Source organism: Terrirubrum flagellatum, assembly GCF_022059845.1.
Lineage (GTDB): Bacteria > Pseudomonadota > Alphaproteobacteria > Rhizobiales > Beijerinckiaceae > Terrirubrum > Terrirubrum flagellatum.
This window is the reverse complement of the sequence record NZ_CP091851.1, coordinates 1,765,216-1,779,390: the sequence shown is the minus strand read 5'-3', so window position 1 is coordinate 1,779,390 and position 14,175 is coordinate 1,765,216. Positions and strand designations below refer to the sequence as shown.

9 protein-coding genes are annotated in these 14,175 nt (G+C 65.0%); 3 read left to right on the top strand and 6 right to left on the bottom strand.

What is annotated here, in order from left to right:
• The first annotated feature begins 97 nt into the window (after nt 1–97).
• Together L8F45_RS08635 and L8F45_RS08630 are read left to right on the top strand one after the other, a co-directional pair.
• On the top strand, nt 98–1,558 hold the full coding sequence (locus tag L8F45_RS08635; RefSeq protein ID WP_342362467.1) for a diguanylate cyclase domain-containing protein: 1,461 nt from the start codon (nt 98–100) through the stop codon (nt 1,556–1,558).
• Nucleotides 1,548–2,906 (top strand): flavin monoamine oxidase family protein, encoded by a 1,359-nt coding sequence (locus L8F45_RS08630; protein ID WP_342362466.1) that lies wholly within the window; start codon nt 1,548–1,550, stop codon nt 2,904–2,906. Before L8F45_RS08635 ends, L8F45_RS08630 begins: the two co-directional genes overlap by 11 nt.
• Here L8F45_RS08630 and L8F45_RS08625 read toward each other — a convergent pair.
• The 3 genes from L8F45_RS08625 to L8F45_RS08615 form a co-directional block, all read right to left on the bottom strand.
• Complete coding sequence (locus tag L8F45_RS08625; protein ID WP_342362465.1) at nt 2,897–3,199, bottom strand: hypothetical protein; 303 nt, start codon at nt 3,197–3,199, stop codon at nt 2,897–2,899. The genes L8F45_RS08630 and L8F45_RS08625 overlap by 10 nt on opposite strands.
• A gap of 259 nt (nt 3,200–3,458) precedes the next feature.
• Nucleotides 3,459–6,983, bottom strand: coding sequence for a transcription-repair coupling factor (mfd, locus tag L8F45_RS08620; RefSeq protein ID WP_342362464.1), 3,525 nt, complete (start codon nt 6,981–6,983; stop codon nt 3,459–3,461).
• 10 nt (nt 6,984–6,993) lie between these two features.
• Entirely contained in the window at nt 6,994–7,302 is a 309-nt protein-coding gene (locus L8F45_RS08615; RefSeq protein ID WP_342362463.1) for an FAD assembly factor SdhE, read from the bottom strand.
• An 86-nt stretch (nt 7,303–7,388) separates the two neighbouring features.
• On the opposite strand from L8F45_RS08615, the gene recG reads away from it, so the two are divergent.
• Nucleotides 7,389–9,521, top strand: coding sequence for an ATP-dependent DNA helicase RecG (recG, locus tag L8F45_RS08610; protein WP_342362462.1), 2,133 nt, complete (start codon nt 7,389–7,391; stop codon nt 9,519–9,521).
• A 237-nt stretch (nt 9,522–9,758) separates the two neighbouring features.
• Here the strand turns inward: recG and L8F45_RS08605 are convergent, their stop codons facing one another.
• The 3 genes from L8F45_RS08605 to glmU all read right to left on the bottom strand — a co-directional run bounded on the left by L8F45_RS08605 (nt 9,759) and on the right by glmU (nt 13,836).
• Complete coding sequence (locus L8F45_RS08605) at nt 9,759–10,502, bottom strand: DUF502 domain-containing protein (RefSeq protein WP_342362461.1); 744 nt, start codon at nt 10,500–10,502, stop codon at nt 9,759–9,761.
• A 69-nt stretch (nt 10,503–10,571) separates the two neighbouring features.
• Nucleotides 10,572–12,398, bottom strand: a complete 1,827-nt coding sequence (gene glmS / locus L8F45_RS08600; protein ID WP_342362460.1) for a glutamine--fructose-6-phosphate transaminase (isomerizing) — start codon at nt 12,396–12,398, stop codon at nt 10,572–10,574.
• A gap of 79 nt (nt 12,399–12,477) precedes the next feature.
• A complete protein-coding gene (gene glmU / locus L8F45_RS08595; protein ID WP_342362459.1) occupies nt 12,478–13,836 on the bottom strand; it encodes a bifunctional UDP-N-acetylglucosamine diphosphorylase/glucosamine-1-phosphate N-acetyltransferase GlmU in 1,359 nt (452 codons plus the stop codon).
• Nucleotides 13,837–14,175: the final 339 nt, after the last annotated feature.

Genomic DNA, 14,175 nt, shown 5'->3' with positions numbered 1-14,175 from the left:
AGGGTTCCCGCCCTAACGTCCGCGCCCGGGGGTGCGAGCGATGGGGCTGGCCAGGGGAGAACGCCCGGAGCGGCGCGCGTCGGCGCGGCTGTCGTCCATGCGTCTCGCGACGCTTGTCTTCCTGCTCGCCTCATTCCTGATGGCGCTGTCGAGCGCATCTCTTCTCTATGTCGGCCGCATCGCGTCGAAAGAAGCTGACGCCCAGGCCGCAGCGAACGAGACCCGCCTTCTCCACAATGCCCTGCGCGATCGTCAGATTCTCATGGCGCGCGAGCAATTGACGCTGGCGCGCTGGACGAAATCCTACAAGAACATCGTCGAAAATTTCCGCAAGTCCTACATCAAGAAGGAATTCGCGGACTGGCTGTGGAGCGACTATGGCCATCAGGCGGTCTTTCTGGTCGCGGCTGGCGGCGACAGGCTGTTGCTGGCCGCGCGCGAGGAAAAGATCGATTTCGCGCCGCCTCCCCTCGCTTCCAACGATCCTGTTCGCGAGATCACGCGCCGCGCAGTGACGCGCTACATGGCGGGTCGCGAGACGCTCAAGGATGGCTTTGCGCAGAAGCGCGCGCCGGCCACGAAAGTCGATGAGATCGCCGAATTCGGCTATGCCGTGATCGACGGCGAACCGGCGATGCTCAGCGCCATGGCGATCGTGCCCGACGATGACGAGGGCATCGCGATGCCGGATGGGCCGCCGGTCTTTCTCGTCTCCGCGAAATTCCTGCGTCACGATTTCGGCCGCGAGCTCAACATGCAGCTTGGCTTCCGGAATTTCTCGTTCAAGTCAGGCGTCGGCGGCGCATCGGAACTGATGTCGCTCGACGGCTCGCGGCTCGGCGGTTTTGTCTGGGAGAGCGATCGGCCCGGCGCGAAAATCTGGTCGGTGATCGTGCCGCTCATCCTGCTGCTCGTCGCAACGCTCGGCCTTGTCGCGATCCTTGCGGCGCGCGTCGTCGCGAAAATCTCCACGCGTCTCGAAGCAAGCGAGGCGCGCAACCGGCGGCTCGCCTTGCATGACGCGCTCACGGGCCTCGCCAACCGGCTGCAATTCACGCAGGCGCTCGAAGCAGCCGCGGCGCGCTGCGAGCAAGCTCCTTTTGCGCTGATCGCCTGCGATCTCGATCGCTTCAAGGCTGTCAACGACACGTATGGCCATGCCGGCGGCGATGCGGTCATCCGCACGGTTGCGACGCGGCTTGCGAAGCTGCTCGGCGACGGCGGACTTGTCGGCCGCACCGGTGGGGACGAGTTCGTTATTCTCGCGACGGCGTTCGTCGATCGACCACGCCTCACGCTGCTTTGCCATCAGATCATCGCCGATATCTGCGAACCGATTACGCTCGATGACGGCGCAACGACGGATGTCGGCGTTAGCCTCGGCGTCGCCGTCGCGCCCGATCAGGGCCATACGCCTGAGGCGATCATGGCGCAGGCGGACGCTGCGCTCTATCTCGCCAAGGATCGTGGCCGCGGCGTCGCCGCGTTCGCGCATGAATTGCCGGCAGCGCCAGAAAACAAAAAGGCTGACGCCCTCGCAAATTCACATGCCGCCTGACATTTCGCGACGCGCTCTGATCGGCGGCGGACTGGCCGTCGCCGGCGCGCCGCGCGCGCATGCAGCAAGCGACAAAAAGCCGAAGGTCATTGTCGTCGGCGCCGGCGTCTCCGGCCTCGCCGCCGCGCGCGATCTCGTCGACGGCGGTTGCGATGTCGTCGTCATCGAGGCGCGCAACAGGATCGGCGGCCGGCTTCACACCAGCCGCGCCCTCAGCGCGCCGGTCGAGCTCGGCGCGAACTGGATTCACGGCGTCAATGGCAATCCCGTGACCGAACTCGCCCGGCAGGTTGGCGCAAAGACGTTCGTCACCGACAGCGAGGAAAAGGTCGAAGTCTTTCGGTCGGGCGGCAAGCCGGTGCGCGATCGCGAACTCGATCCGGCCGAGGCGCGCTATGAACGCTTGCTCGCTCGCATCGATAACGAACTCGATGCGAGCGCTGACGTCTCGCTGCGCACGGCGATCGAGGCGCGCGATCCCTCCTTCTTCGGCGATCCGCTGATGCAATGGGTGCTGGCGAACGAGACCGAAGACGATATGGGCGAAGCGGCCGAAGCCATCTCCGCCTACTGGTTCGACGAGGACGGCGCGTTTTCGGGACCTGAAGTCGTGCTGCCAAACGGCTATGACGCGATCCTTGCTCCGTTGTCGCGCGGGCTCGACATCAGGCTCAACACGCCAGTCCGCAGGATCGCGCGCAAAAATGACGGCGTTGCAATCGAAACAGCGAACGGATTGCTGGAAGCGGATTTCGCGGTCTGCTCAGTTCCGCTCGGGGTGCTCAAGGCCGGCGCCATCGCCTTCGATCCGATTTTGCCGCGCACGCATCTCGACGCCATCAACCGCATCGGATTTGGCACGGTCGCGCGCGCCGCAATCGAATTCGCCGAGCCGCTCTGGTCAGCCAACACGCATTATTTCGGTTATGTCGCTGACGAGCGCGGCCGCTGGCCGCTTGCGCTTAATGCGAAAGCCTATTGCGGCCGCAACATCCTCTGCGCGACGTCGGTCGGCCCCTACGCCGTGAAAGCTGATGCGAAATCGCCTGATGAGCTGAAAGCCGATCTTCTCGCGGCGCTGTCGGACACGTTCGGCAGGAAACTCCCGCCGCCCATCGGCTTTATCTCATCGGCCTGGTCGCGCGACGAATTTGCGCGCGGCGCCTATTCAGTGACGGCGCCGGGCGCAACGCCCGCCGATTTCGACGCGCTCGCGCATCCGATTGACGGACGGCTGTTCCTTGCCGGCGAGCACACCGACTTCAATTATCACGCCACGATTCATGGCGCGCTGCTGAGCGGACGGCGGGCAGCCAGGGCGATCCGCGCCGCCGCGGCTCACCAGTAGCCGTAACGCGGTCCTACGCCGAAATAGAAGCCGACGCGCGGGCCGCCGTAATAGGGCCGATCCCAATAGGGACGGCGATAGCCGTAGTACCCGTAATGGCGTCGCGGCCCATACCAGCCGTGATGGCGGCCCCTGTACCAGCCATAATGACGCCAGTGTCGAGCTGTCTCGACAAGCGTTTGATCTTGCTCCACCGCCAGCGCGCTATGCGACAGCGGGGCAGCGCGGCCCGGAAGCGCGGCGGCCGACAGGGCCAACAGACTTCCCGCCGCAATGAGATATGCGGTTTTCATTTTCCAATACCTCCCGTGAGTCCAGAACTCTCGGGGGTCTGGCAAGGTTCCGGGCGCGGATTGCGCAGGCGATCGACGATGCGCTGAAGCAGCGCGACGGGAACGGCGCGACGTGAGAGCGCGTCATCCCGGGCGCGGCGCAGCGCGTAGCGTTGCGGCGCAGACACGGGACCTCGCGAAATCAAAAGCTTACCTCACGAAGATCCCGGGTCTGCGCCGCGTTATTTCATGCCGCTGCGCGCCCGGGATGACGTCTGACTCACGCCGCCTTCTTCTCCGCCACGCCGACCAGTTCGCGCAGCAGCCGCTGCGTCTGCTTCAGGCGCGCCTCGGCGTTCTCGAAATTGTCGATGAAGACGACGCTCATATCCGGCCTGACTTTCGCCAGCGATCCCTGCCGCGCGACATACTGAACAAGCCCCGCCGGATTGGCGAAGAGATTGTCGCGGAATTGCACGACAATGCCCTTCGGCCCCGCCTCGACCTTCGCCACATTGGCGCGACGGCACAGCGCCTTGATGGCGACGATCTTCAGAAGCTGCTCAACCTCCGCCGGCAATTTGCCGAAACGGTCGCCAAGCTCCGCGGCGAACGCCTGCAGCTCCGCATCGGTGTCGAGCGAAGCGAGCCGGCGATAGAGCCCCATGCGCACGTCGAGATCGCTGACATACTGCTCGGGGATCGTCACCGGCGCGCCGACCTGGATTGTCGGCGACCATTGATCGCTCGTCTCGACCGAAACGCCGGCCTTCATCTGCGCGATCGTCTCTTCCAGCATCTGCTGATAGAGTTCGTAACCGACCTCCTTGATATGGCCCGACTGCTCTTCGCCGAGCAGATTGCCCGCGCCGCGGATGTCGAGATCATGACTCGCGAGCTGGAATCCGGCGCCGAGCGTGTCGAGCGACTGCAAGACTTTCAACCGCTTCTCCGCCTGCGGCGTCAGCGTGCGATTGGCGGGCACGGTGAACAGCGCATAGGCGCGGGTCTTCGAGCGGCCGACGCGGCCGCGCAGCTGATAGAGCTGGGCCAGGCCGAACATGTCGGCGCGATGCACGATCAGCGTATTCGCCGTGGGCACGTCGAGGCCGGATTCGACGATCGCCGTCGAAAGCAGCACGTCGTACTTGCCTTCATAGAACGCGGTCATCACGTCTTCGAGCTGCGTCGCCGCCATCTGGCCGTGCGCGACGCCGACTTTCGCCTCGGGCACCTGTTGTTCGAGGAAGGCGCGCGCCTCGCCGATATCGTCGATGCGCGGGCAGACATAGTAGGTCTGGCCGCCGCGATAGCGCTCGCGCAAAATCGCCTCGCGCACGCTCAGCGGATCGAACGGCGTGACGAAGGTGCGCACCGTCAGGCGGTCGACGGGCGGCGTCGCGATGATCGAGAGATCGCGCACGCCGGTCATGGCGAGTTGCAGCGTGCGAGGGATCGGCGTCGCCGAGAGCGTGAGCACATGCACCTCGGCGCGCAACTCCTTCAGCTTCTCCTTGTGCGCCACGCCGAAATGCTGCTCTTCATCGACGATGACAAGGCCGAGATCGCGGAACTTGATCGCCTTGCCGAGCAGCGCATGCGTGCCGATGACGATGTCGATCGAACCGTCGGTCAGCCACTCCTTCACCTTCTTCATCTCGGGCGCCGGGACGAAGCGCGACGCTTGCGCGACCTTCACAGGCAGGCCCTTGAAGCGATCGGAAAAGGTCCGGTAATGCTGACGCGCAAGCAGCGTCGTCGGCACGACGACGGCGACCTGACGGCCGTTGAGCGCAACCGCAAAAGCGGCGCGCATCGCCACCTCCGTCTTGCCGAAGCCGACATCGCCACAGATCAGACGATCCATCGGACGCCCCAGTCCGAGATCATCGAGCGACGCGTCGATGGCCGACTGCTGATCGTCGGTTTCCTCATACGGAAAACGCGCGCGGAATTCGTCATAGAGGCCGTCTGGCGGCACGAAACGCGGCGCTTCCTTCAGCGCGCGCTGCGCCGCGATCGCCATGAGCTTGCCGGCCATCTCGCGGATGCGCTCCTTGAGCTTGGCCTTACGCGCCTGCCATCCGCCACCGCCGAGACGATCAAGCACCGCTTCGGTGTCTTCGGAGCCGTAACGCGAGAGCAATTCGATATTCTCGACAGGCAGGAATAGCTTGTCCTTGCCGGCATATTCGAGCTCGACGCAGTCATGCGGCGCAGCCCCGACCTCGATCGTCTTCAGGCCGATGAAACGCGCGATGCCGTGATCGACATGGACCACGAGATCGCCGGCGGAGAGGCTCGCGGCTTCGGCGATGAAATCCGCGGCGCGGCGCTTCTTGCCTTTCGCGCGAACAAGGCGGTCGCCGAGAATGTCCTGCTCGGCGACAACGGCGAGATCGGCTGTCTCGAAGCCCGCCTCAAGGCCCCACACCGCAAGCGCCGCCTCATCGCCGCGCAACGCCTGCGCATGGGAAATCGCGGCGACATTGGTCGCGCGCTTGAGCTCGTGATCGGCGAGTACGGTCGCGAGGCGATCGCGCGAGCCGTCCGACCATGCCGCGACGATGACGCGCTTCTTCTGCGATTGCAGCGCGCGCATATGCGCGACGGCCGCCTCGAACACATTGACGCTATCGTCGGCGCGCTCGGGCGCGAAATTGCGGCCCTGACGCGCGCCCATATCGATGACGCGTTGCTGGCCGCCCGCCGGCAGCGCAAACGGCGTCACGCGAATGACAGGCGATTTTCCGAGACGCTGCGACCATTCGTCAGGCGAGAGATAGAGCTGATCAGGCTTCAGCGGCTTGTAGGGCGCTCCGCCCGCCGCCGTCGCATGCGCAAGCGCGCTGTCGCGCGCTTCGTGATAATCCGCGATCTGCGACAAACGTTCGCCGGCGGCGTCATCGGCGAGCGCATCAAGCACGATCGGCGCGCCGCCGACATAATCGAAGAGAGAGTCGAGTTCCGGCGTGAACAGCGGCAGCCAGTGCTCCATGCCGGGGTAGCGGCGGCCCTCGCTGATCGCCTCATAGAGCGGGTCGCTCTTGGTCACCGCGCCGAACGCCGCGAGATAGCTCTGACGGAAGCTGCGGATGTTGTCGGAGGTCAGCGTGACTTCCGACATCGGCGTCAGATCAAGCGCGCGCTGCTGGCCCGTGGTGCGTTGCGTCTCCGCATCGAAAGCGCGGATGGATTCAAGCGTGTCGCCGAAGAAATCGAGACGCACCGGCGCCGGCAGCGCCGCCGGCCAGAGATCGAGGATGCCGCCGCGCACTGCATATTCGCCGACGTCGCGCACGGTGCCCGAGCGCAGGAATCCGTTGCGCTCCAGCCATTGCACGATGCCGTCCATGTCGATGGCGTTGCCGGGCGCGGCCGAAAAGCTCTCCGCCTGCATGCGCGCGCGGGCGGCGACGCGCTGGAGGATCGCGTTGACGGTGGTCAACAGCACGCGCGGCTTGTCGCCGGCGCGCGAGCGGGCGAGGCGCGCCAGCGTCGTCATGCGGCGCGCGCTGATCGCGGCGCTGGGGCCAATGCGATCGTAGGGCTGGCAGTCCCAGGCCGGAAGCTCCAGCACCTCGATGTCGGGCGCGACGAAGCCGAGGCCGGTCTGCAGCGCGGCCGAACGCTGGCCGTCGCGCGCCACATGCATCAGCGTCACTGCGCCAGTTTCCTTGCCCAACAGCGCGCGCGCCGCGTTAGCGATGACGAGCGCGTCGAAGCCGTCAGGCGTCGAGGACAGGGTGACGGAGTCGCCGGCCTTGAGACTGGCCAGTGACGAAAGAACAGGCGACGGTTTCATCGGATGGGGATCAGAAGTTTGAAGGCTTGAGATGGGTGTGGAATTGCGCCAGCCGCCGCCACACGGGCCGGTCATAGGCTTCAGGCGTCGGCAGCTCGCCGGTCAGCCAGGAGAAGAGATCGCGATCTGGCGTCTCGATCAGCTCCTCGAACTCGTCGAGCTCCGCGTCGGTCAAATCAGGGAGATGGGCGTCGGCGAACGGCCCCATAACCAAGTCCATTTCGCGCGTGCCGCGATGCCAGGCGCGGTAGAGGCAGCGGCGGCGGCGCGGGTCCAGCGCTTCGCTGGAGAGCGTCGGCCCCGTGGGACGCGAGGACATCGGACCTTCCTGTGAATCAACGACGGGGCCGGAGCCTGATCGGGGCGCCTGCCTGCATCCCCGCGATATAAGGAGAGCGGCGGCCGATGTCAGCCGCCAAGAGTCCCAGAGAAGTGCGGCCCAGCGTCCTCAATCCCCTGTTCGCCTCGGTGACCGGCCTTCCCGGCGTCGGGCCGAAGCTCGGCAAGCTGTATGACCGGCTGGTGGCCGAGCCCGGCCGCGAGGCGCGGCTGCGCGACCTGATCTTCCACCTGCCCTATCAGCTCGTTGACCGGCACGCCTCGCCCTATCTCGCCTCCGCCAAGATCGGCGAGATCGTCACCGTGCCCGTGATTGTCGAGGATCATCAGCCGCCGGCGCGCCGCGGCCGCGGGCCCTATCGCGTGCTCTGCGCCGACGACCGAGGCGGCGATGTCATGCTCGTCTTCTTCCACGCCCGCGAGGAGCAGCTCACGAAGATGCTGCCGATCGGGCAGCGGCGCTGGATCTCGGGCAAGCTGGAGCAATGGGAAGGCCGGCTGCAGATGGTCCATCCCGACCGGATGATGGACGAGCGCGCCTTCGCCCAGATGCCGTCGATCGAGCCGGTCTATCCCGCAACCGATGGCTTGCCGTCGCGCGCCATCGCTCGCGCCGCCCGCGCGGCGCTCGAACGCGTTCCCGATCTCGAAGAATGGATCGAACCTACAGTTCTCGCGCGCGAGAAATTTCCCGCGTTCAGCGCGGCGCTGAAGGCGCTGCATCAGCCCAATTCTCTCGCGGCGCTCGAACCTCTCGCGCCGGCGCGCCGGCGTCTCGCCTATGACGAACTGCTCGCGAGCCAGCTCGCGCTGATCATGGTGCGGTCGCGTCTGCGCGAAGAAGCTGGCGGCCGCGCGCTTGTCGGCGATGGAAAGATTGCAGCGCGCATTCGCGACGCGCTGCCCTATTCGCTGACCTCGTCGCAGCAGCAGGCGTTGCAGGAGATCAACGCCGACCTGGCGCAGCCCAAGCGCATGATGCGGCTGCTGCAGGGCGACGTCGGCTCGGGCAAGACGATCGTCGGCCTGCTCGCCATGGCGACCGCGGTCGAGGCCGGGCGTCAGGCGGCCATGATGGCGCCGACGGAAATTCTCGCGCGTCAGCATTTCGAGCGCATTGCGCCGCTGGCGGAAACGGCCGGCCTGAAAGTCGCGCTGCTCACCGGACGCGATCGCGCTGCGGCGCGCGCGAAAACCCGCGCCGCGCTTGCGGCGGGAGAGATCGACATTGTCGTCGGCACGCATGCGCTGTTTCAGGAGGATGTCGAATTCCGCGATCTCGGCCTCGCCGTCGTCGATGAACAGCATCGCTTCGGCGTGCATCAGCGCCTGCTGCTCGGGCGCAAGGGCGAAGCGGTCGACGTGCTCGTCATGACCGCGACGCCGATCCCGCGCACGCTGGTGCTGACTTTCTTCGGCGATATCGAACTTTCCGTGCTGAAGGAGAAGCCTGCGGGGCGCCAGCCGATCGACACGCGCGCCGTCGATCTCGAACGTTTGGGCGACGTGGTGGAAGCGGTTGGACGCGCGATCCGCTCGGGCGCGCAGGTCTATTGGGTCTGCCCGCTGGTGGCGGAATCCGAAGAGCTCGACGTCGCCGCGGCCGAGGAGCGCTTTGAGACGCTGAAGCAGCATTTCGGCGATGATGTCGCTCTGCTGCATGGCCAGATGCGCGCCAGTGAAAAGGACGAGGCCATGGGCCGGTTCTCCCGCGGCGAGGCGAAGATTCTCGTTGCGACGACGGTGATCGAAGTCGGCGTCGACGTGCCCAACGCCAGCGTGATGGTGATCGAACACGCCGAGCGTTTCGGCCTCGCGCAACTGCATCAGCTTCGCGGCCGCGTCGGGCGCGGCGCGGCGCGCTCGACCTGCCTGCTGCTCTACAAGGGGCCGCTTGGCGAGACCGCGAAATCGCGTCTCGCCATCATGCGCGAAACCGACGACGGCTTCAGGATCGCCGAAGAAGATTTGCGCCTGCGCGGCGAAGGCGACCTATTGGGCCATCGCCAGTCCGGCATGCCCGGATTCCGCCTTGCAAGGCCCGACGTCGATTCCGATCTGCTACAGATGGCGCGCGATGATGCGAAGCTCATTCTTGCGCGCGACGCGGAGCTGTCGTCGGCGCGCGGGAGCGCGCTGCGGACTCTGCTTTATCTCTTCGAGCGCGACGAAGCGGTGCAGTTGATGCGCGCGGGGTAAGAATCTGTGAGAGTCGCGCGCCTGCGGCGCGAGTCTTTCGCTAGGCCCCGGACACGGTTCCGCTTCACTTCGTTTCGCTTCACCGTTCCGGGGACGGAGAGAGACTCAATAGTTTACGTTGAAGCTCTTTCCGTCCCCGGTTCCATGAAGTGAGGCTTCAGCCGAGCGGAATGGAGACCGGGGCCCAGCGAGAGAATCTGCGCGCAAGCGCGCCTCACAATTCAAGGCGAATATTCTCTACGCCCCTTCCTTCGCCCTGACCTCTTCGATCGTGCGCGTCATCGCAACCTGCGCGGTCGCGGCCAGCGCCGCAAGCTCTTCCTGCCGCTCCTCCGGCTTGATCAGTCCCGCCGACATCACCAGCTTCGCGCCATCTTCCACCGAGATCGACAATTCGATCACGTCGCGCCGCGGCACATAGAAGAAAAATCCTGTCGTCGGGTTGGGCGTGCAGGGCATGAAGACGCTGAGATATTCGCCGGCCAGCGGCAGCCGATCACCGATCTCTCCGTCCGCCGGCGCCGACAGGAACACGATCGACCACATGCCCGGCGAGGGAAATTGCACCAGCCCCACCGTGCGGAACGACGAGCCCGACTGCGAGAAGACGGTCTGGAAAATCTGCTTCAAACTTTTGTAGAGCCCGCTGACGAAAGGCGTGCGCGTCAGCATGCTCTCGCCGAAATTGATGATGCTGCGGCCGACGAGATTGGCGGTGAAGAATCCGATCAGCACCAGGGCGACAAGAACCGTGATCAGACCGAAGCCCGGAATGACGAAAGGTAAATAGGTCTCCGGCAAATAGGCGCGCGGAATGAGCGGCTTCACCCAGCCATCCACCCAGGTGATCAACGCCCAGGCGATGTAAAGCGTCAGCGCGACCGGACCGGCGACGATCAGGCCGGTCAGGAGATAGGTGCGCAGCCGCGACGCCGAGGACGGCGGATGAATGTCGAGGTCGGTCGGGGGCGCTGGCGCCATGAGCCCGCTCTTGTTTTGGCGCGCTCAGTTTCAGCGGCGCGCCGCCCCGCTGGCAACCCCCTCCAAAGACTACTCGACTGTGACGGATTTTGCGAGATTGCGTGGCTGATCCACGTCTTTGCCCATGAAAAGGGCGGTATGATAAGCGATGAGCTGGATCGGAACCGCATAGACGATCGGCGCGACGAACGGATCCATCGCCGGCATCGCGATCTCAGCCATGGGATGCACGCCCGCCTCGCCGGCCATGCCGCCTTCGCCGATGAAGATGATGCGGCCGGCGCGCGCCGCCACCTCCTGCATGTTCGACGCTGTCTTTTCAAAAATTCCGTCGCGCGGCGCGATGACGATCACGGGCATATCCTCGTCGATCAGCGCGATCGGGCCATGCTTGAGTTCGCCGGCGGCGTAGCCTTCCGCATGAATATAGGAAATTTCCTTGAGCTTCAGCGCGCCCTCGAGCGCCAGCGGAAAATTCGTGCCGCGGCCGAGATAGAGCACGTCGCGCGCCTTGGAGAGCTCGCGCGACAGAGTCTCGATCGCATGTTCGCGCTTCAGCGCTTCATTCATCAGGCCGGGAACCGTCATCAACGCATCGACGAGGCGTCTTTCCTCGGTCTCAGAGAGATGACCGCGAGCCCGGCCGGCATAGATTGCGAGAGCCGCAAGCGTGGCGAGCTGGCAGGTGAACGCTTTTGTCGACGCCACGCCCATTTCGGGGCCCGCGATCGTCGGCGTCACCACATGGCTTTCGCGCGCGATCGTCGAGGTCTGCACATTCACCACGGAGAGAATGTGCTGCCCGTTCTGCCTGGCGTAGCGCAGCGACGCCAGCGTGTCGGCGGTCTCGCCCGACTGCGAAACGACGATCATCAGTCCCTTCGCGGGCAACGGCGCCTCGCGATAGCGGAACTCGGACGCGACATCGATATCAACGGGCAGGCGCGCGAATTGCTCGAACCAGTATTTCGCGATCAGGCCGGCGTAATAGGCGGTGCCGCAGGCGGTGATCGTAATGCGATCGAGATCGCGAAAATCGAACGGCAGCGTCGACGGCAGCGCGACGCGGCCGCTGATCGGATCGAGATAGGTCGACAGCGTATGGCCGACCACTTCAGGCTGCTCATGGATTTCCTTCGCCATGAAATGGCGATGATTGCCCTTGTCGACGAGAAACGCGCTCGGCGTCACGATCTGCGTCGGCCGGTGAACGACGCGATTCTTCTCGTCGCGGAATTCGACGCTGTGGCGCGTCAAAATCGCCCAGTCGCCCTCGTCGAGATAGGTCACGCGCGACGTGAACGGCCCGAGCGCCAGCGCGTCGGAGCCGAGATACATCTCGCCATCGCCATGACCGACCGCGAGCGGCGGACCGCGGCGCGCGCCGATCAGCAGATCGGTTTCGCCAGTGAAGAGAAAGGCGAGCGCGAACGCGCCGCGCAGACGCGGCAGCACCGCGCCGACCGCCTCGACCGGGCTCTTTCCGGCTTCCATCTCGACGGTGACGAGATGCGCGACGATTTCCGTATCGGTCTGCGACTCGAAGCGGCGGCCTTTCTCGATCAGCTCTTCACGCAGTTCGCGGAAATTCTCGATGATGCCGTTATGGACGACCGCAAGCTTGTCGGTCGCATGCGGATGCGCGTTCTCCTCGTTCGGGCGCCCATGCGTCGCCCAGCGTGTGTGGCCGATGCCGATCGCGCCATTGAGCGGACGCTGCGACAAGACAGTTTCGAGATTCTTCAATTTTCCTTCCGCGCGCCGGCGCGAGAGCTTGCCATCCTCCAGCGTCGCAACGCCGGCGGAATCATAGCCGCGATATTCAAGCCGGCGCAGCGCGTCGACGATATCGGTCGCGACCGCCTGCTTGCCGAGAATCCCGACGATGCCGCACATTGATGAATCCCCTCATATGTGGCGCGAGATGTGCCTGCGCCCCAGCGATTGTTCAAATCACTTTCGATAACGGTTTTTATCAGTGGTCTTTTTTCTTGGCGGGATAGCGCTGGCGACGCGCCGCCGCCCAACCCTCGCGCATCTCCTGACGGCCGCGGCCGATCGCCAGCGCATCGTCGGGAACATTCCTGGTGATGGTCGATCCAGCCGCGACAAAAGCGCCATCGCCCACTTTCACCGGCGCGACGAGAGTCACATTGGTGCCGATGAACGCGCCGGCGCCGACTTCGGTATGATGTTTGTTGACGCCATCGTAATTGCAGAAGACCGCGCCGGCGCCGATATTCGACTCCGCGCCAACGCTGGCGTCGCCGATATAGGCGAGATGATTGGCTTTCGCGCCGGCGCCGATGTCGGCGTTCTTCACTTCGACGAAATTTCCGATGCGCGACTTCTCGCCGAGCTTCGCGCCCGGCCGCAATCGCCCGAACGGTCCAATCGACGCGCCGCGTCCGACATGCGCGCCTTCGAGATGAGAGAAAGAATGGATGACGACATCGTTCTCGACGACAACGCCGGGGCCGAAAACGACATGCGGCTCGATCATCACGTCCTGGCCGATCTTCGTATCGAACGACAGAAACACCGTATCAGGCGCAATCAGAGTCGCGCCTTCGCGCATGACCTTCTCACGCAGCCGCTGCTGCATCACGGCCTCGGCGGCCGCGAGTTGTGCGCGGTCGTTCACGCCGAGCACCTCGTCCTCGCCGCAGGTGATTGCGTTGACGACGAGCCCCTTCGCATGGGCGATCTCGGCGGCGTCAGTGAGATAGAACTGCTTCTGGTCGTTTGTGTCGGTGAGGCTGTCGAGAAGATCAGGCAGATCGCGCCCGCGAAACGCCATGAGACCGGCATTGCACAGCGTCACCTTGCGCTCGGCGTCGGTCGCGTCGCGATGCTCGCGGATCGCGGTCAGCCGTCTGTCCTTCATGAGGAAGCGGCCGTAGCCCGTCGGGTCCTTCGCCTCGAAGCCGACGCCGACAACGGCTGCTCCCTCCGCGACCGTGGCGCGCATCCCGCGCAGCGTCTCGACCGACACGAAAGGCGTGTCGGCGTAGATGATGAGAACCTCGCCGACGTCGCCGGTCACCGCCGCGCGCGCCGCCATCACGGCGTGGCCGGTGCCCAGCCTTTCCTGCTGAACGAAAATCTCGGCCCCCGGCGAGATCGCTCTGGCCTCGGCGGCGACAGCGTCATGTCCGGGGCCGACGACCACGGCGACCCGGCCGATTCCGGCTTCGGCGATCGTCGCCAGCGCATGACCTAGCATGGAGCGGCCGGCTATTCTGTGGAGCACCTTGGGCGTGCGCGACCGCATCCTTGTGCCTTCGCCCGCCGCGAGCACAATCGCCAGAGCCTCGCGTCCCGCGTCCGACATTTCACGTCCTGTTCTGCGGCGTTCCGCGCCGCAATGTCCCCGATGGACCTTAACGGGGGCCGAATACAGCGTTCTCCGGGAACGCCAAGCGAATCTTGGGCTTATATTTGATGAAGAGCCATCTTTTCGCCCGCACGAACGATGCTAGAACGCAGCGGGAAGAGCCTGTTTGGGAATTGGGATGGAGGCTGCGTTGAGCGACGAGCGAGCGGATGACAGGAGGGAGGCGCAGCCAATGTCTGGCGACATTGGCGAGCCTTCCGACGCATCAGCCGCCGTTCGCCGCTCAATCCGGAGGACTGCGCCGCTTTTCGCCCCCCGGTTCGTCGCCGATCTCGG